Raw genomic sequence first — 18,013 nt, 5'->3', positions numbered from 1 at the left:
GCCGGGAGCGACACGGCCGTCCGCCGTATTCACCCATCCTGGGCGTGACCGGGCCGAACAGTTCCGTAATACCTGTTCCGTGACGATCGTTGCTTCCGGGACAGAACGACCCTTACCACGTCGCACGACGCGTGTCTCGTCGAGCACGGAAAAATCTTTTGTCTGATTCTCCAAAAGCGAGAAGTCGGTTCCCCTCCTGTGCAAGCATCATGCCCGACACCGGCGAAGTGGGGGCTTCGGACGCCGGGTCACCCGTTCACAGCGCTGGCCGAACGGCCCGGTGAAGGAGGCAGACGTGAAAGCACAACGGACGCTCGTCGCACTGGCGGCGATCGCCGTGCTCGCCGCAGGATGCAGCGGGCGCAGCGAGAGTGAAAGGTCCGGAGACGACGAATCGCGCGGCGGTACCGCGCAATCCGCTTCGGGCGACTTCGGCGACCTGAGCGGTCTCTGCGGGCCGGGCGACGCCACGACTGCGACCGCGCAGGGCGTGACCGCCGACGAGATCCGAGTCGGCGTCCTGTCCGATGTCGGCTTCACCAAGAACTCCGAATTCGTCGATGCCGCACATGTGTTCACCTCATGGTGCAACGCCGCCGGCGGCATCAACGGCCGCACACTCGTGGCCGAAACCCGCGACGCGAAACTGATGGAAGTCCGGCAACGGATGATCGAAGCCTGCCGTGAGGACTTCTCCCTCGTCGGCGGCGGCGCCGCGCTCGACGGTCTCGGCGTCAAAGAACGGTTGTCGTGCCTGCTGCCCAGCTACCCCGCCCAGGTCTCGCAGACGCAGGCTGTGGGCGCCGATCTCGAGATCAGCGCCTCCCCCAGCAGGGTTCCGGGCTACGACCCCTACTACGGCTTCCGCGAATGGCTCATCACCGAGAAGTACCCGGAGTCCGCGGGTTCGGTGGGAATCATCAACGGTGATTCGCCTGTCACCCGCGACCTCGGGCAACAAGCGGTCGACAGCATCACCGCAGCAGGTGGCACCCTCACCTACAACGACCTCTACCCCGCGATGGGCGTCGCCGACTGGACCCCCTACGCACAGTCCATCAAGAGCAAAAACGTTCGCGGACTGGTCTTTTACGGTGACTTCAAGCAACTCGCCAAGCTCGAAGAAGTGCTCACGGGGATGAACTACAAGCTCGACTGGATCGACGCCAACAACAACGCATACAACGATTCGTTCATCGAACTTCTCGGGAAGTCGGCCGAATTCCAGAACAACTACGTCGATCTGGGCGGCAGCGCTCCCTTGAGCAGCGCCGACGACGAGCCCGCCGTACAGCAGGTCCTCGACATGTACGCCGAATACGCGCCGGATGCCGAGATCACCTTCCCGGCGCTACGGGCGATGTCCGCGTGGGCGCTGTTCGCGAAAGCCGCGACGAGTTGCGGCGACGACCTCACCCGCTCTTGCGTCTACGAGGCTGCGTTGCAGGAAGGCGCATGGACCGGCGGTGGCCTCCACGCCGCCGGTGACCTCGCGAATCCTGTTCCCCCGCAGCCGTGTTTCAACGTCGAGGCAGCCACACCCGACGGTTGGGTCGCGGCCGACTTCGGAGCCGACAACGGGCTCTATCGATGCAACACTCCGCCGTTCGCGTACCCCGGTGACTACGGCGTGCCGATGACACTCGCCGACGTCGGCAAGAGCATGGGCGACATCCAGTAATGGAACAGTTCGTCACCTTCGGGATCGTCGGCCTCAGCACCGCTGCGATCTACGCGATCATCAGCAGCGGGCTGGTGGTGACCTACACGACCACCGGGGTGTTCAACTTCGCGCACGGCGCCACCGGAATGATGGCCGCGTTCGCGTACTGGCAACTCAGCATCGGCTGGGGCTGGCCGGTATGGCTGTCGGTGATCACGGTGCTGTTCGTGCTGGCACCGGCGTTCGGGCTACTGGTCGAGCACCTGATGCGGCCCGTACAGCGTCTCGGGGAAGCCGAGAGGCTCGTCATGACAATCGCGATGCTCAGCGGCCTGATCGCCGTCGCCCGGTGGATCTGGGATCCCAACAAGTCCCGTTCGCTCCCGACGTTCTTCGCCGAGAAGGACTCCTTCCACATCGGCGCGGCCACGGTCTCCTGGCATCAGGCCCTGACGATGGTCGTCGCGGTCGCAGTGGCGCTCGGGCTCCGGTTGCTGATGTTCAACACCCGCACGGGCGCGGAAATGCGGGCGACGGTGGACGACCGGGCCCTCGTCGGGCTCACCGGCGCCGACCCGGTGCGCGCCAACCGCGTCGCCTGGATCCTGGGCACCACCTTGGCGGCCCTCGGCGGGATCCTCATCGCGCCGATGGTGGCGCTCGATGCCACCCAGTTGTCGCTGTTGATCGTCAGTGCTTATGCCGCAGCGATATTCGGGCGGCTGAAGAGCTTGCCGATGACCTTCGTCGGCGCGATCGTGATCGGCTGCATGGAGGCCTACCTTGCCGGTTACCTGCCGCAGAACGAGTACCTCCCGGGGTTGCGGCTGGCCGCACCCGCGCTCGTGTTGCTGCTCGCGCTGCTGCTCTTCCCGCACGGAAGGTTGCGCGGGCGAGACCGTCACCTGAGCCCGGTTCCCTTGCCGTCGGTGCGCGGAACGTTCGCGTTCGCGGGCGTCATCGTGGCGTTCGGGCTCCTCCTCGCCACCGTGCTCGGCGCGGGCGATCTCGTCACCTACGGACAGATCTTCGCCTTCGGTGTCATCGCGCTGTCGTTCGTCCCGCTCGTCGGGTACGCCGGCCAGGTCTCGCTGTGCCAGCTCAGCATGGCCGGCATCGGTGCGATCGCGTGCGCACACCTCGGCGGCGACGGACAGTGGTGGGCGCTGATCGCAGCGGTGGTGGTCGCGGGCGTCGCAGGAGCCGTCGTCGCGGTACCCGCCCTCCGGCTGTCGGGGGTGTACCTGGCACTGGGCACGGCCGCGATCGCCGTCGTGCTCGACCGGTGGATCTTCTCGCTGCCGTCGTTCGAACTCTTCGGCATCGACATCGCGCTGTTCGACCAGGGGTCGGTAGAACTCGTCGGCCCGTCCCTGTTCGGGATGCAGGTCGACACCCCCGCCGAACTGACGGTGTTCTCGGCGGTCTGCCTCGCGCTGGTCACCGCGGGCATCGCGGCACTGCGCCGGGGCAGGCTCGGCAGGCGCTTGATCGCTTTGCGCGACAGCGAAGCCGCATACGCAACGCTCGGCGGCAGCCTGCTTCTGACGAAGATCGTCGTCTTCGCGATTTCCGCGGGGATCGCCGGTCTCGGCGGTGCACTGTACGGGATGCAACTGCAATCCGTCGCGGCCGACCAGTTCAATTTCGTTGCCGGACTGTCGATCTTCCTCATCGCGGTCGTAGGCGGCCTCGGGGTGGTGGGTAACGGACTGTTCACCGGGTCGATGCTCGCCGGACCGTTCAACGCGATCGTGGCACTGTGGCCCGCCGCGCAGAACCTCGTTCAGGTCGCACCGGCCGCCGCGGGTCTCGCGTACGGGTCCGGCGCGGTGGACGACGGTGTGGTCCCGTCGCTGCGGCGGCGCTGGGAACCGGTTTTCCACGATGCACTCGTGATCGCGGCCGTCGTCACCTGGGTGGTGTTGCTCTGGCTACTGCGACTGATCGACGTGATCAACGGATACGTGCTGATCGCCGGGATCGTCGCCGGAGCGCTGGCCGCACGGAGCTGGGCTGCCGCCCGCCACAGGCCGGTTCCGCACTCCGAGGAGATCCCCGTGGAGTGGTGGGGCGTGAAGCGTCCATGGACTGCGGAAGACGAGGAGGTGCTCGATCGTGCCGTCACAACTCGCAGTTGACGACATCTCGGTCGCGTTCGGCGGCCACCGCGCGCTCGACGGGGTCGCGCTGACCGCGGAACGCGGAGAGGTGACCGGACTGATCGGCCCCAACGGTGCGGGCAAGAGCACTCTGTTCGACGTGGTCTCCGGACTCCGGAAACCCCTCTCGGGCACCGTGTCCCTCAACGGCCGGGACGTGACACGCGCCGGTCCGGCTCGCCGCGCACGACACGGGCTCGCCCGTACATTTCAACGCCTCGAACTGTTCGGCCGACTCAGCGTGCGCGACAACCTGCGCGTAGCAGCAGAATTGGGACCCGAGCGGCGACATGCAGGTCGCGTCGCCGACGAGATACTTGCCCGACTGGCTATCGAACATCTCGCGGACACCACCGCCGACTCACTGTCCACCGGCATGGGACGCCTCGTCGAGGTAGCCCGGGCACTTGCGGTGCGTCCGTCTCTCATCCTCCTCGACGAGCCGGCAGCAGGCCAGGATGCGCAGGAGACCGCACTGTTCGCCGCACTCCTGCGCGCGCTCGCCGCGGACGGGACCGCCGTCCTGCTGGTCGAGCACGACATGGACCTCGTCATGAGCGTGTGCGACACGGTGTACGTGCTCGATCTCGGGAAGATCATCACGTCCGGGCCACCGGGTGTCATCCGCAGCGACGAGACCGTGCTCGCAGCCTATCTGGGAAAGTCATGAGCGCCATACTCGAAATGCGCGGTGCCCGAGCCGCATACGACGCCATCACCGTTCTTCACGGAATCGACCTGCAGGTAGCTGCGGGCCAGGTGGTGGCGTTGCTCGGCCCCAACGGAGCCGGCAAGACCACCACCCTGCGGGTCGCGGCCGGCGTTCATCCCGTCTCGTCCGGGCAGCTACTACTCGGCGGCCGTGACGCCACGGGAGTCGCGCCCAGGGATCTGGCACGGGCGGGAGTGTGCCTCATCCCCGAAGGCCGAGGGGTGTTCCCCAACATGTCGGTTCGGGACAACCTCCTGATGATGACCTTCACCGGTCGTCCACGAGCCGAGGTCGAGGAGATCGCGTTCTCGCGCTTTCCCATTCTGGCCGAGCGAGCGGCGCAGACCGCGGGAACACTGTCGGGGGGCGAACAGCAGATGCTGGCGCTCGCCCGCGGTCTCGCCACCGACCCCGCCGTGCTCCTGCTCGACGAGCTGTCCATGGGTCTGGCACCGATGATCGTTGCCCAGCTCTACGACCACGTCTCGGAGATCGCCCGGAGCGGAGTGGCCGTGCTCGTCGTCGAGCAGTTCGCCGACGCGGTACTCGATTTCGCCGATCACGCAGCGGTGCTGACCCGCGGGCGGATCCAGCAACAGGGACATCCGGAAGACCTACGCACCGAACTCGCATCCCTCTACCTAGGAAGTGCGCCATGACCTCGACCGAAGACCGCGCCGACAGGTTCACCCGCGAACTCGCCCAACTGAAGATCCCGGATCCGGCGGCCGGGCGACACGACCTCTGGCTGCGCCTCGGCCTCATCCTGATGGTGGCAGGTCCCGTGCTCGGTGTGGCGTCGTACTTCCTGTCGCACAATACCTCCGACGCTCTCGTGCAACGCGACGCGATCGTACTCGCGATCGTCGGCGTTGCCGTGACCGTGGTGGGCTCCGCCGTGTTCCTGCGGTACTCGCTCACCGGCTTTCTCCGGTTCTGGATGGCGCGCCAAGCCTTCGATCTGGCGGTTCTCTCCGACAGTCTGTCCCGCCGGGACGGATCTTCCTAGACAACACCGTTCGCCGTAACAACTCGAGGTCGCGACCGCGTCTCCGTCACGACCACGACCACATCTCCGGTAGCGGGATTCCACTGCCGGCCGAACAGGGTGACGGAAAACGTCCGGCACCCGGAGAGGACTCACATGCGCGTCTCGATCACCCGTCGTGCGCTCGCCGTCTGCGGTTCGATGGCCGTCGCCGCCGCAGTCGTCACAGGCTGCAGCGATTCCAGCGACGACACGTCCGGCGACGACACCTCCACCACGTCCAGCGTCGCCACCACTACCACTGCAACTGCGGAAGCGGCCTCGGCCGACACTGCTACCACGGAGGCGGTGACCGCGTCCTATGTCACCTTCTTCGACGGGACGACCCCGGCGGCCACGCGCGCCGGCGTGGTGGAGAACGGCGAGAACTTCCTTCCCGCCCTCGAGGGCATGGCCACCGACCCCCAGGCCTCCGCGACGGCAGCAACCGTCGAGGGTGTGACGGTCGCGGATGACGGCACCGCCACGGTCTCGTGGACGTTGCTCATGAACGGTGCCCCCGTACTTCCCGATCAGTCCGGCGAGGCGATCGAGGAGGACGGCACGTGGAAGGTCAGTGCCGCGACGTTCTGCGCGCTGCTGGCCATCCAGGGAGACGGCAGCGCCGTACCGGGCTGCTGACACAGCGAATCACCGTCGCTGCCCGAACGACTCGGCGGTCGGCGCCATTCCGGTTGCTGCCGGCATGGCGCCGACACGCCGTCGTTGCATCGGCAGATGCCCTCCCCAGTACAGTGGGGCACCGCCGCCGGCAACGAGAGGGAGCCCATGCAGCACGCCCTGTTCTGCTCGCTCGTCGCCATGTGCTCGCTGTTCGCGGCATCGACATGGTGCCTGGCGAGGCCGCACGCCCTCTCGAGCCTCGCCGCTGCGGTAGCCGCCGCACTCTGGTTCCTCATGAACGGAATGCTGGAAGGACGGGTGCTGTACTCCGTCACTCCCGACCACGGGCTCACCGAAGCGGACCTGCTTTCCGGGGTGGCACTCGCCATTTCGGCCTGGGGTTTCCGGACGACCGCCCGCAACCGGCGCAGACGCGAGCGTCGGCCACGACCCGCGCCCCGCAGCGTCGACGTCGACGAGACACGCGCGATGCCCCAGCAGATCCTGGCCGCGCAACAGGACGTGAGTGTGCCCCCGCGCGGACTTCGGAATCGGCACTAGGCGAGGCTGCCGACCCTGCGATCCACATCCCCGCAACCGATTTGGGTATCGGTTTCGTCTCGATGCTGGACCGGGTGCGCGTACCTGACCTAAACTCCCCGACGGCCACATTCAGGTGGCCGTGTCTCCAGAAGTCCTCCCCGACACACATGGAGATACAGCGCAGGGCCCCGCCGGCTCCTCCCCCTCATTTCGCTGGCGGGGCTTCCCTGCTCACGTCACTCCTGGGTTCACAGCTACTCCGACGGCACTCGACCCGCCCCGCCGGGTTCCGCAGCGACGGCGTCCGGCGTGACCGGTAGCAATACCGCACCCGCTCCCGCGGTTGCGATACCCCTCGCGCTACAACTGCCTACTTCACTTCCTCCCGCGCCCACGATAAATCTATTTGTCCACGCTGTGTCAGGATTCACTGATCACCGCTCGTCGAAAGCACGCGCACGACAGCGGTCGCCGAGCGGCGGGCTGTAGACCACGGCGTCGCACACGCGGCACGCATGTGTCCGGTGCATCACGCCGCAGTCGCATACCTGCGATCCCACCAGCGTCCGGTTCGGTCCCAGCCGATGCCCGTTGGGGCAGCGCGCGGGAGCAGGTTCGGCCCAGCCGGACGGGATTCGATACAGCTTCACCGTTCGATCATATGTTCGAATGCATGACCTGTTCGACCCCTCCGGCGAGGGAAGGATCAGATTGCGGTCGCCCGGTCACGCGGAGGGTCCGGATCTGCGCGGCACCCGTACGGGCGACACTGGTCGCATGACCACTCGCGCCTCCCGGACCACCACCAAGCCCCCGAAGATCGACGGACGTCGGCCGGTCGAACTCGACGACGGGGACGCCGGCGACCTGGCGGCGCACACCACCGTCGAGCGAATGCGGTATTCGGACGTCGACCTGTCCGGACTCGATCTCGCGGGTGTGACGCTGTCCGAGTGCGAGCTCACCGGGGTGTCCGTCGACGGCACGGACTTCACGAGCGCACGAATGGTCGACACCCGCATCGAGCGGATGCACGCACCGAAGTTCTCCGCTTCCCGCAGCACCCTGCACAACGTGCGGATCGTCGGCAGCCGGATCGGCGCGCTCGACCTGTACGACTCCGGACTGCGCTCGGTGGTGGTGACCGATTCGAAGATCAGCCTGATCAACCTGCGCGCAGGGAACCTGCGTGACGTGCTGTTCCGGGGATGCATCATCGACGAACTCGACCTCGCCGAAGCGAACCTCACGCGGGTGGCGTTCGAAGACAGCCGAATCGGCGACCTCGATGTGAACCGCGCAACTCTCGCGCACGTCGACTTCCGGGGCGCGGAGATCGGAGTGATCAGAAATCTGGACGGATTGAGGGGATCGACCATCAGCGGCCATCAGGCCGTCGCACTCGCAGGCATGTTCGCCGCACACCTCGGAATCCGGATCGACAGCTGAGGTTGCCCGAAGATCGAGGAAAGATCAGTAAAGTCATCGAGTGCGACATTTATGGCTGAAGCGAGACGACGACCGCCCATCGACCGAACTCTCCCTCGACCTCCGCGCACACACCACCGCGATCGCGGTGATCTTCGGTCTCTCGATCGCCGCGACGATCGCCTTTCTGGTCGGTAACGACTACATCGACCTGCTGGTCTACCGCATGGGCGCACACGTGCTGCTCGACGGCGGAGACCTCTACGGTGCGATCCCTCCGGTCGTCGACGACTTCGGACTGCCGTTCACCTACCCCCCGCTCTCCGCGATCCTCTTCGTACCGCTCGCACTGATCCCCGTCACACTCTCCAAGTTCGTGTTCACCGCGGTGTCCGTCGCAGCCCTCGTGGTGACAGTGCGCATGGTGCTCGGACGTGTGCGTCCCGACCTGGAGAACCGCACATCCTGGGTCGTCACAGCGGTCACCGTCGCCGTCGCACTCCAACTCGAACCCGTCCGCGAAACCATCAGCTTCGGCCAGATCAACTTGGTGCTCATGGCCTTGGTGGCCGTCGACGTACTCGCCTCCAAACCCAAATGGCCCCGGGGTGTGCTGATCGGTCTTGCCGCCGCCATCAAGCTGACACCCGCGGGTTTCCTGCTGTTGTTCCTGCTCGCGCGCGATTGGCGGACCAGCGTCCGCATCGTCGTCTCCGCACTCGGTTTCTCTGCGGCGGCGTTCGTCCTCCTGCCCGAGGCGTCCACGCGGTACTGGTTGCACACGCTTCCGGACACCGGGCGAATCGGCTCGGCGTACTACGCGGCCAACGAATCCTTCAAGGCCGTCGTCTCGCGGTTCGCTCCGCCCGACCCGCTCGAGTCGGCGCTGTGGCTCGGTGCCGTCGCCGTCATGCTGATCGTCGCGGTCGTCGCAATCCGCCTCGCTCTCTCGCGGGGAGACCTCGTGACGGCGCTGCTCGCCACTGCGACTGCGGTGCTTCTCGCCTCGCCGGTCTCGTGGTCGCACCACTGGGTCTGGGTCGCTCCGGCACTGATGGTGCTGACACTCGAGGTGCTGCGTGCACCCAGCCGGCGCAACGTCGCCGTTGCTGTCGCCATCGGTGCGGTCTTCCTCATCGGGCCGCACCACCTGCTGCCGGCGGGCGACGGACGCGAACTCGCGTGGGCGCTGCCGCAACACCTGGTAGGCGGCGCGTACGTGATGATCGGCGTCGGCTTCCTGATCCGGCTCGCACAGCTGCGTCAGGACACAGTGCGTCAGGACACCGCGTCCGGTGCCGAACTCGGGCGTCTTCCGGGCGCAGCTTCCGACCCGGCCCCACGGGTGGGAACGCTCTCCCCACCCGACGACACACCAGGCGTGTGACGCAGATCTCACGTTTTCCGGCACCGAAACGGGTACCTGACGGTGGGAAGTTGCGTCCGCACCGCGCGGGACGCGCAGAAGGAGAAAGGTGCAGACCTGTGCGCCAGAAGGCAGATCTTCGGATGGTCACCCCGACGCAGGGCATCGCCACGCAGGACGTCGCAACACGCGGCACCGAGCATTTCGGTGCCCAGCGCTGGTCGTTCCGGTGCGAGCGATGTGACCACTCCTACCGGACTGTCGCACACACCTACACCGTCGCCGCGCTCGCAGCCCGCGCCAACGGCTGGGTCGTGGACCCCACCGCGCTGTGCCCCGGGTGCGCCAGCGTCGCCCTCTCCCTCGCCGCATAGCGGGTCGAAAAGCCTCCCTGCCGTACCCATATCCTCGTAGGGAATGAGGACGGAAGGCAGGCGATGACGTTCATCAAGATGTGCGGGCTTCGAGACGAGGCCACGGTCGACCTGGCCGTCGAACTGGGTGTCGACGCGGTGGGCTTCGTCTTCGCCGACAGTCCGCGCCGGGTGTCTGCCGAAGAGGCGACGCGACTGCGGTCGCGGGTGCCCGACGGAACACTCGCGGTGGGGGTCTACGTGAAGATGGCTCTCGACGAGATCGTCGCGACAGCCCGTGCGGCCGGCCTCGACCACGTCCAGGTGCACGACTTGCGTTCCGCGGACGACGTCCGGGTGCTCCACGAGGCGGGACTGACTGTCGTCCGTGCGGTGAACAAGAGCGGCGCCGCGTCGGTGTCCGAGGATTTGGGCGCCGATCTGCTGCTCGTCGACGGTGCGGTTGCGGGTGCCGGGGTCACGTGGGACTGGCAGGATCGCAGCGCTGTCCCCGACGGGCGCTGGATCCTCGCCGGCGGCTTGACCCCGGACAATGTGGCGCGAGCGGTCGCCACGTCGGGAGCCTGGGGCGTCGACGTCTCGAGCGGCATCGAGTCCGGTCGCGGGATCAAGAGTGCGGAGTTGATGACGGCGTTCGCACACGCGGTGCGAGGAGCCTGAGCCGGCGGGCCGAAACGTGGCTCAGTAGGCGCCGTCGCTCGCGAGGACAGCGCGCACCGTCTTCGCGACGATCAGCAGATCCTGCACCATCGACCAGTTCGCCACATAGAACAGGTCGAGCCGAACACGGTCGGCCTCCGAGAGATTCGACCGTCCCGACACCTGCCACAGCCCGGTCATGCCCGGGCGCACCAGCATTCGGCGGTCGACGAAGCGCGGAATCTCCCGGCCTTCCCCCACCGTGAGGGGGCGCGGACCGACCAGACTCATATCGCGCGTCAGAACGTTGAACAACTGCGGCAGTTCGTCGATGCTGGTTCGGCGAATGAACCGTCCGACCGGGGTGATCCGCGGGTCGGACGACGACTTGTAGAACACCGAGCGACTGCTGTCCGTTTCGCGTCGCATCTCATCGATCATCGTGTCCGCGTCCGTCACCATGGACCGGAACTTCCACATGCGGAAGGTCGCTCCGTTCAGCCCGACGCGTTCCTGGCGATAAAAGACGGGCCCCCGATCCTGAACTTTGATCAGAGCCGCGACACACAGCATGACGGGTGCGAAGGCGAGGAGAGCGAGAGTCGCGCTCACGAGGTCGAAGACGGTCTTGGCCATCCGGTTGGACCCGCGGTACTGGGGTTCCTCGACGTGGACGAGAGGGAGACCGCCCACCGGGTACATCGACAGCCGGGGTGACGCGATCTCGGTGACACCCGGCGCGACCACAAGGTCCACCCGGTACGGCTCGAGGTCCCACGCGAGGTCTGCGAGATCGGAATTGCCCCACTGCGCATTCGTGGCCACCGCCACGGTGTCTGCGCCCGTGAGCTTGACGGCGTGCAGCACATCCTTCTCGCCACCGAGGACCGGAATGTCGAGCCCGCCCGCGGTGAGCGTCCGGATCTGCTCACCGGTGTATCCCGGGGTGCACACTCCCACCACCCGGTAACCGGAATCGGCGTCACGAGTGAAGGATTCGACCATCGCCTTGACCGCCTGGTCACCGCCGATCACGAGTACCGAGGTGCGGAACTCGCCGCGTTCACGCCTGCGGCCGATCTCCCGGCGCCACCGATGCCGCCCGAGGAGAAGGCCGGCCAGCCCGAGGGGCAGGGCGACTCCGAGATAGATGCGGACCGCGTCGAGGTCGATCACGAACGACTCGATCAGGAACGACAGGATCGCGATGAATCCGAAACACTGGAGCGTCGCCCTGGTGACCAGACGGTATTCCTCTTCGCCCCTGCCGATTACCGTGGGTTTGCGGGTGCGAGCCAGCGACAACGCGGCGAGCCAGCAGCCGGCAACGGCGACCGCCAGCAGCATCGAGTTCGGAACACCGGCCTCCGGAACTTCACCGAAAGCGAACCGAACCCACTGTGCAAGTGCAAGAACCGCACACACGACTGCGGCGTCGGTCAGGCACAACAGCCGGGTATGGATGGTCTGCCATTGCCTGCGGGTGCCGTGCCTCTCGGTGGATTCCCGCGTCGTGTCCGGGCTCGGGGCGGGTAGGGCGCGCAGTCTTCGCGCTCGCCCGGCTTCGATGCTCATTTACGCCCCATGCTTCGGCTTACCCCTCGCCCCCCGACCGTGTGACGGCTCGGTCGGTCCCGACCGTTTCGCCCTGCCCGACTGCTATGACCGTTATGCCGCTATTACCGTTTTCCTGCCGAGAAGTGTTTCAGTGCTCTAGGTCACACCGGAACGGAAGCCTGTCCGTGCGAGAATGTCCGGCCGCGGGGTGACAGCACCGTCCGGAAGCGTGCGATCCGTTGTGTGCACGTGCGGCGTGTTTCGGCCCTCGTAACCGCGGCGACACCCGGTTCCGTCCGTAGAACGGCCGGCGACCCTACAGCCGTTCCGGTGCCAGGGGCGCAGAGGATTCGGGCGACGCCAACATCCGGAGCGGGTCCACAAGAAGGCCAACCGTCGTACCGAAGTGCATGCCGAACCCCCACTTGTCCCCCATCGAACAGGCCCGCGACCCGCGTGGAACCTACCTCAGGGCACGAAGCGAGACAAGATCGACTCAGCGAGGGCGGGAGCCGTCGTACGTCACCGTTTCCGGCTCACGAGGAGACCCAGTTCCGGATGTCCGCACGGAATCTCTCCGACGACAACTCCGCCACCGAATTCCGGCCCCGTCGGGGAACCGTGTCGACGGCCGCGATGCACTCCGCGAGCGACTCCACGGAATCGTCCCGAAAGTGCAAGCCGTCCACCCCTTCCACCACGGTCTCCCCAGCTCCGCCGAGTTCGTTGACGATCACCCGCGCGCCGGCAGCGCGCGCTTCGACCGGCATGATCCCGAAGTCCTCGATCGCGGGAAAGACGTAGACATGCGCGCGCTGATACAGGGCGTACAGCATCTCGTCCGACGGACGCGCAAGCACACGCACGGGCACACGGGCCTCGTCGGCCAGCTTCCGCAGCCGCGCTTCCTCCGGACCCGACCCCGCGACGACGACGGGCAGACCCGCGAGATCAGCGGCACGGATGACCCAGTCCAGCCGCTTGTACGGAACGAACCTCGACGCCCCGAGGACGAACGTGTCCGGAAGGCTCTCGAGGAGCGCCGATTCCGGCTCCGAGAGTTCCGCACTCCACTCCGGGACCGACGAGATCCGTGTCGTGTCGACCGGAGGAAAGATCACGCGGGCCTCCACGCCCCAGGCCCGTTCCACCCGGCGTCGAACGAAATCGCTGTTCGCAGCGAACTGTGCCCCTTCTGCCGCCCGCCGGCGGTCGAGACGCCGGAGCGGCGGCGATGCCAGTTTGACCGCCGTCGACGCACCTCGATCGTCGAGTTCGGGGTTCCACAGGTAGCGGGCGGGGGTGTGCACGTAGACGAACTTGCGGAAGTCGCGTGCGGCACCGCGGAACGACACGTGGTGGGCGAAGCAATGCGAACTGACCAGCGCGAAGTCGTAGTCCCCGGTCCTCCGCCGCCACACGTAGGGCATCGCGGGGAGCGCGAGCGCCTTGTGGCGCCGCAGGGGGGTGCGCGCAAGTCCGCTCTCGCGCACCGTCCGCGTCGGGTAACGCTCGGCGTCGTCCCACAAACAGAGGACGTCGGCATCGGGATAGCACCGCACGAACTCGTCGAGCACCTTCTCCGAACCGCCGTCACGTGCGATCCACTCGTGCACGAGCACTCCCGGCATGACCATCCCTCCGAACGCCCGAGCAGTAGGGCACGGTAGTTTATGGCACAGGTTGCGCACCGGTACCGCCGGGTGTCGACGGCCCGATTCGAATGTGTCGTAGCAACAACCCGATTCAAGAGGTGGCGCGTGGTGCGCCGTCCGCCGCCTTGGGTCACCCGCATGATCTGGAGGTTCGAACGTGGGCGTGCAGCACTCGTCGTGGTTCGGGCCCGCCGACGCACCACTCCTCGCGCACATTCACGTTCCCGACGACGGCCGGTCCCGCGGCGCCGTGGTGCTCTGTCCACCGCTGGGCAAGGAACACCTCGACACCTACCGCGGCATGAAAGCACTCGCCGAGCAGCTCGCGGACCGCGGCCTGACGTCGGTGCGGTTCGACTATTCCGGTGCCGGTGACTCGTCGGGCGACCAGGATTCCCCTGACGCGGTAGCGGCCTGGCAGCGCAGCGTCGTCGCGGCGACCGCACTCGCGCGCGCATGCGGAGCAGCGCACATCACCGTGGTCGGTCTGCGCGCCGGAGCACTTCTCGCGGCCACCGCGCTTCCCGGCTGCGGACCGGTCGACGCCGTGGTGCTGTGGGATCCCCTCCTTTCCGGCCGCAGCGCCCTGCGCGAACAACGCGCCCTGTACCGGGTAACCCAGGGGACCGACGATCCGGCCGATCCCCGCATCTCGATCATCGGCGGGGCCCTCTCCCCCGACGCCGCGCACGCGCTGGGCACGCTCCGCATCGACGCGAGTGTGTTCACCGCCATCAGGACCATGCTCGCGACGCGCCCCGCGGCGCGCGACACCCCGGCACTGTCCGCGCTCGCCGACGCGCTGGTGTGCGACGAACTGCCCCTCGTCGACCACGAGGCGTTCACCGCCCCCGCAGCTCTGTACGCCGACATCCCGTTCGGCGGTATCCGGGAGATCGCCGACTGGATCGCCGGAGGGTCGCCCACCGACACCCACGAGGTGGTGCTGTCGCTCCGGCATCGCGCGGCGGTGGCCACCACGACCGACGGATCTCCCGTCTACGAATCGGTGGAATCGCTCGGACCCAATGCGCTGTTCGCGGTGCGGACCCATGCGGTCGAATCGGCGGGCAGCGACGATCACCGACCCACCGTGCTGTTCTTCGGGACCGCCTACGAGCACCGCATCGGCCCGAGCCGGCTCTGGGTGGAACTCGCCCGCAGCCTGGCCGCGCACGGCGTCTCCTCCGTCCGTTTCGACCGCACCGGGGTCGGTGACACCGGAACCGTGGACGCCGGCCGGCCCGCGTCGCTCTACTCCGAGGTGTCCGACCGGGACGCGATCGACGCCGCCACTGCGCTGGGGACCGAACCGGGCGACCTGATCGTGACGGGACTGTGCTCCGGTGCGTGGTACTCCTCGTACGTCGCTCTCCGGTTACGCACCCGCGCAGTGGTCCTGGTGAACATGATCCTGTGGTCCACCCACCGGCGTAAGTCTCTGCGTGAACAGCTTCGCCCGCCGGTACCTGCTGCACCCGGCGGCGGAGATCGCGAGCCGGAACCCGCCTCGGTTCCGTTGCGCGCGCGCATCAAACCGTTCGCACAGAAGCATTTGCCTTACCCCGCATGGCGATTGCTGGGCCGGCTCGGCGTCACCCAGGTCCCCGAGGTGATCCTCGAAGCGCTGCGCCGCGCAGGTGTCGATGTCACCGTCGTGCTCTCCGCACAGGACTACGCGTCGTTCCGCTACCAGCGGGGCGACGAAGGACTGCGGCGAGTCGAGCGACGAGGATTCACGGGACGCATCCGCGCCGGTGTGACCGGGGACCACGGCGCGTACCAGCGTGACGGGCGCGAGTTCCTTCGCGCCGAGATCACCGCGGCCGTGCTCTCGTCGTTCGGCCGGACCGACCCGGTACGCGAACCCGTTGCCGAGCCGGGCGTGTCATGACGGCCTTGCTCGTCCTGGCGCTGCCGTGCGCGGCCGCACTGGGTTTTGCTCTCTATCGGCGGCCGCAGCGTGGACTGCTTCTCATCGCCGCGCTCACACCTCTGCACGGGTTGCTCGTGATCGTGCCCGGCGGTTCGGCGCTGTCCCCCTGGAAAGAGGGGGTCCTCCTGCTGACCCTGGCGGCGACCTTCGTCAGCCCTTACCGCAGACGCACTCCCGCGCCGGCGTTTCCGTGGTGGCCGGCAGTGGCGGCATGGGTGGTCCTGGGTGTCGTGTCGGCGATACTCGTGTCGGGACCGGGAGCCGTTACCCCGCTGAAGATCACCTTCTTCTATCTCATCATTCCCGTGATCCTGTGGCGCGCACCGTTCGACGCCCGCGACCGCGACACCTTCGTCACGATCCTGATGGGCATGGGGGTGTTCACAGCGGTCGTCGGATTGGCGCAGCAGGTGATCGGTGGTGAGCGTCTCGCGGCACTCGGATACCGCTGGGACGACCATCTCCGCACCACAGGCGGGATCCTCCGTAGCTTCAGCACCTTCACGACCCCGTTCGCATTCGGGTTGTTCGTGATGATCAGCCTCGTCGTCGGCGGCGCGATCGCCCTCGCCGATCCCACCCGGCTCCGCAACCGGTTGTTTCTCTGCGCGACACCGATCATGCTGCTGGGCATGGGCGTGACGATCGTTCGTGCCAGTTATATCGGTCTTGCGGTCGCACTGCTGTGGCTCGCTGTCCACCGCCACCGCGCGCTGCTGCTGGGATTCGGTGCCGCCGCCCTCGCCGCGCCGATCGCTCTCCTCGTCGTACCGGGCTCGTTGCTTGCTCCGCTCTTGTCGTCGTCGAGCCTCGGTGAACGCGGCGACGGGTGGTCGGAGACCCTTGCCTCGCTGTGGGTGCATCCGTTCGGTCAGGGACTGGGCGCAACCGGTTCCGCCGCCGCCAAGGCCGCTTCCGAAACCAACCCCATGCTCTCGGAAATGTCGTTGCAGGCTGCGGTGACCTTCGGATTCATGCCGTACCAACCCGACAACTACTACATCAAACTCGCCGTCGAACTCGGACCGATCGGAGTGTGGTTGTTCGTCCTCGTTCTGGTCTGCGCCGCCGTGTCGACCCTTCGCGCCTCGCGGGTCATGCGCGGCCAGGACGCCGCGCTCGCGCTCGGTGTGAGTGCGTCGGTGGTGGCGGTGGCGGTCGCGTCCACCGTGTCGACCTATCTGGAGATCTTCCCGCTCGACGTCTACTTCTGGTTACTCTTAGGAATCGTGGGATGTGCGCTCACACAGCACCGTTCGCAGCTTCATCGACCGGATACCGAATCGGGTTCGGAGCCATGGCGCTCCGCCCTGCCGGCAGCGGAGTCCAGACCTACGCCCGTGAACTGCTGAGGGCGCTGCCCGCGCTTCTCCCCGGGACCGAGTTGTGCGCGACAGTTCAGCGCGACGCGGTGGCAGAGTTGCCGCCACAGGTCTCTGCCTCGCGGCGCCCCGTGGCACGCGGTGTGCGCCGCGCCCTGTGGAACGCGGTGCCCCTCCCCTCCACAGACCTGTTCCACAGCCTCGACGTCGATCTCCCTCTCGGTCAGCGCAGTCTGACGGTGTCGACGTTTCACGATCTGGCCGTCTTCGACGCACCGTGGGCGTTCAGCCGGTTCCGGGCGACAGGGGAACGCCGGTTGCTGCGCGACGCGATGCGCCGGGCCGATGTCCTCGTGGCCGTCTCCGAGTTCACCGCCGAACGCATCCACGCGTTGTCGGGCCGCGATGCCGTTGTCACCCCGCTGGCGCCGGCCCCGTGGGCCACGCCCCCGTCGCCCGGCCAGGTTGCCGAGGTGCGCGCCCGCTACGGACTGCCCGACCGCTTCGTACTGCAGGTCGGCACCGTCGAACCGCGCAAGTCCGTCGCGCTGGTGGCCGAAGCGTGCCGGAACCTCGACGTGCCGTTCGTCCTCGCGGGCGCCGGTTCGACCGGGCGCGACGCACCGTCCGGGGCCCACGGGCTCGGTTATGTCGCCACCGCGGACCTGCCTGCCCTCTACGCTGCCGCGAGTGTCGTCGCATACGCCTCGCGCTACGAGGGCTTCGGTCTCCCACCCCTCGAAGCGATGGCGTGCGGCGGTGCTGTCGTCTCGAGTGCCGTCGGCGCATTGCCGGATTTCGCCGACGACGGGGCACTGCTCGTCACCGAGCACACCGTGCCGGCATGGACGGCGGCGTTGCGCGCCACTCTCCTCGACCTCGACACCGCCCAGGCACTGAGGCGACGCGCCCCGGAGGTCGCCTCGACCCTCACGTGGACTCGGACGGCGGAACTCACCGTCGGCGCCTACCGCACCGCCGGCCTCCGACTGTGAAGGTGACTCC

The 18,013-nt window shown here is 67.4% G+C and carries 17 protein-coding genes; 14 read left to right on the top strand and 3 right to left on the bottom strand.

From position 1 onward, the window contains the following. Positions 1-295 precede the first annotated feature (295 nt). The 7 genes from HF877_RS00170 to HF877_RS00140 all read left to right on the top strand — a co-directional run bounded on the left by HF877_RS00170 (position 296) and on the right by HF877_RS00140 (position 6,749). Positions 296-1,681, top strand: a complete 1,386-nt coding sequence (locus HF877_RS00170; protein WP_346765023.1) for an ABC transporter substrate-binding protein — start codon at positions 296-298, stop codon at positions 1,679-1,681. Further along, positions 1,681-3,804: an ABC transporter permease gene (locus tag HF877_RS00165; RefSeq protein ID WP_169618912.1), complete on the top strand. Its 2,124-nt coding sequence runs from the start codon at positions 1,681-1,683 to the stop codon at positions 3,802-3,804. Before HF877_RS00170 ends, HF877_RS00165 begins: the two co-directional genes overlap by 1 nt. Continuing rightward, positions 3,782-4,495: an ABC transporter ATP-binding protein gene (locus HF877_RS00160; RefSeq protein ID WP_169618910.1), complete on the top strand. Its 714-nt coding sequence runs from the start codon at positions 3,782-3,784 to the stop codon at positions 4,493-4,495. Before HF877_RS00165 ends, HF877_RS00160 begins: the two co-directional genes overlap by 23 nt. Further along, on the top strand, positions 4,492-5,196 hold the full coding sequence (locus tag HF877_RS00155; RefSeq protein WP_169618908.1) for an ABC transporter ATP-binding protein: 705 nt from the start codon (positions 4,492-4,494) through the stop codon (positions 5,194-5,196). The genes HF877_RS00160 and HF877_RS00155 overlap by 4 nt, the downstream gene beginning before the upstream one ends. Beyond that, entirely contained in the window at positions 5,193-5,546 is a 354-nt protein-coding gene (locus tag HF877_RS00150) for a hypothetical protein (protein WP_169618907.1), read from the top strand. Before HF877_RS00155 ends, HF877_RS00150 begins: the two co-directional genes overlap by 4 nt. A gap of 135 nt (positions 5,547-5,681) precedes the next feature. Next, positions 5,682-6,206 (top strand): hypothetical protein, encoded by a 525-nt coding sequence (locus HF877_RS00145; protein WP_169618906.1) that lies wholly within the window; start codon positions 5,682-5,684, stop codon positions 6,204-6,206. A 96-nt stretch (positions 6,207-6,302) separates the two neighbouring features. Further along, positions 6,303-6,749 carry a hypothetical protein gene (locus HF877_RS00140; protein WP_240951835.1) on the top strand — a complete coding sequence of 149 codons (447 nt, stop codon included), beginning with the start codon at positions 6,303-6,305 and terminating at the stop codon, positions 6,747-6,749. Between the two features lie 416 nt (positions 6,750-7,165). On the opposite strand, the gene HF877_RS00135 is transcribed toward HF877_RS00140, so the two are convergent. Further along, positions 7,166-7,381, bottom strand: coding sequence for a hypothetical protein (locus tag HF877_RS00135; protein WP_169618904.1), 216 nt, complete (start codon positions 7,379-7,381; stop codon positions 7,166-7,168). A gap of 127 nt (positions 7,382-7,508) precedes the next feature. Between HF877_RS00135 and HF877_RS00130 the strand changes: the two genes are divergently transcribed. From HF877_RS00130 to HF877_RS00115, 4 genes are all read left to right on the top strand, one after another. Further along, positions 7,509-8,180, top strand: a complete 672-nt coding sequence (locus HF877_RS00130; protein WP_169618902.1) for a pentapeptide repeat-containing protein — start codon at positions 7,509-7,511, stop codon at positions 8,178-8,180. Positions 8,181-8,220: 40 nt separating this feature from the next. Beyond that, positions 8,221-9,546, top strand: a complete 1,326-nt coding sequence (locus tag HF877_RS00125; RefSeq protein WP_346765022.1) for a glycosyltransferase 87 family protein — start codon at positions 8,221-8,223, stop codon at positions 9,544-9,546. 98 nt (positions 9,547-9,644) lie between these two features. Then, complete coding sequence (locus tag HF877_RS00120) at positions 9,645-9,899, top strand: hypothetical protein (RefSeq protein ID WP_206036410.1); 255 nt, start codon at positions 9,645-9,647, stop codon at positions 9,897-9,899. Positions 9,900-9,962: 63 nt separating this feature from the next. Next, positions 9,963-10,559 (top strand): phosphoribosylanthranilate isomerase, encoded by a 597-nt coding sequence (locus HF877_RS00115; RefSeq protein WP_169618900.1) that lies wholly within the window; start codon positions 9,963-9,965, stop codon positions 10,557-10,559. 21 nt (positions 10,560-10,580) lie between these two features. Here HF877_RS00115 and HF877_RS00110 read toward each other — a convergent pair whose 3' ends face one another. Together HF877_RS00110 and HF877_RS00105 are read right to left on the bottom strand one after the other, a co-directional pair. Continuing rightward, a complete protein-coding gene (locus HF877_RS00110) occupies positions 10,581-12,113 on the bottom strand; it encodes a sugar transferase (protein ID WP_169618898.1) in 1,533 nt (510 codons plus the stop codon). A gap of 518 nt (positions 12,114-12,631) precedes the next feature. Continuing rightward, positions 12,632-13,726: a glycosyltransferase gene (locus HF877_RS00105; protein ID WP_240951833.1), complete on the bottom strand. Its 1,095-nt coding sequence runs from the start codon at positions 13,724-13,726 to the stop codon at positions 12,632-12,634. 181 nt (positions 13,727-13,907) lie between these two features. On the opposite strand from HF877_RS00105, the gene HF877_RS00100 reads away from it, so the two are divergent. Genes HF877_RS00100 through HF877_RS00090 form a run of 3 tightly spaced genes read left to right on the top strand, consistent with a single transcriptional unit; the run spans position 13,908 to position 18,003 of the window. Continuing rightward, positions 13,908-15,644: an alpha/beta hydrolase gene (locus HF877_RS00100; RefSeq protein ID WP_169618894.1), complete on the top strand. Its 1,737-nt coding sequence runs from the start codon at positions 13,908-13,910 to the stop codon at positions 15,642-15,644. Beyond that, positions 15,641-17,038: an O-antigen ligase family protein gene (locus HF877_RS00095; protein ID WP_169618892.1), complete on the top strand. Its 1,398-nt coding sequence runs from the start codon at positions 15,641-15,643 to the stop codon at positions 17,036-17,038. The genes HF877_RS00100 and HF877_RS00095 overlap by 4 nt, the downstream gene beginning before the upstream one ends. After that, positions 16,984-18,003, top strand: coding sequence for a glycosyltransferase family 1 protein (locus tag HF877_RS00090; RefSeq protein ID WP_240951831.1), 1,020 nt, complete (start codon positions 16,984-16,986; stop codon positions 18,001-18,003). Before HF877_RS00095 ends, HF877_RS00090 begins: the two co-directional genes overlap by 55 nt. Positions 18,004-18,013 lie beyond the last annotated feature (10 nt).

Source organism: Rhodococcus sp. BL-253-APC-6A1W (assembly GCF_012843405.1).
In the GTDB taxonomy this organism is placed as follows: Bacteria; Actinomycetota; Actinomycetes; order Mycobacteriales; family Mycobacteriaceae; genus Rhodococcus.
The sequence above is the reverse complement of the archived record's forward strand: the minus strand, read 5'-3'. Positions and strand labels throughout refer to the sequence as shown.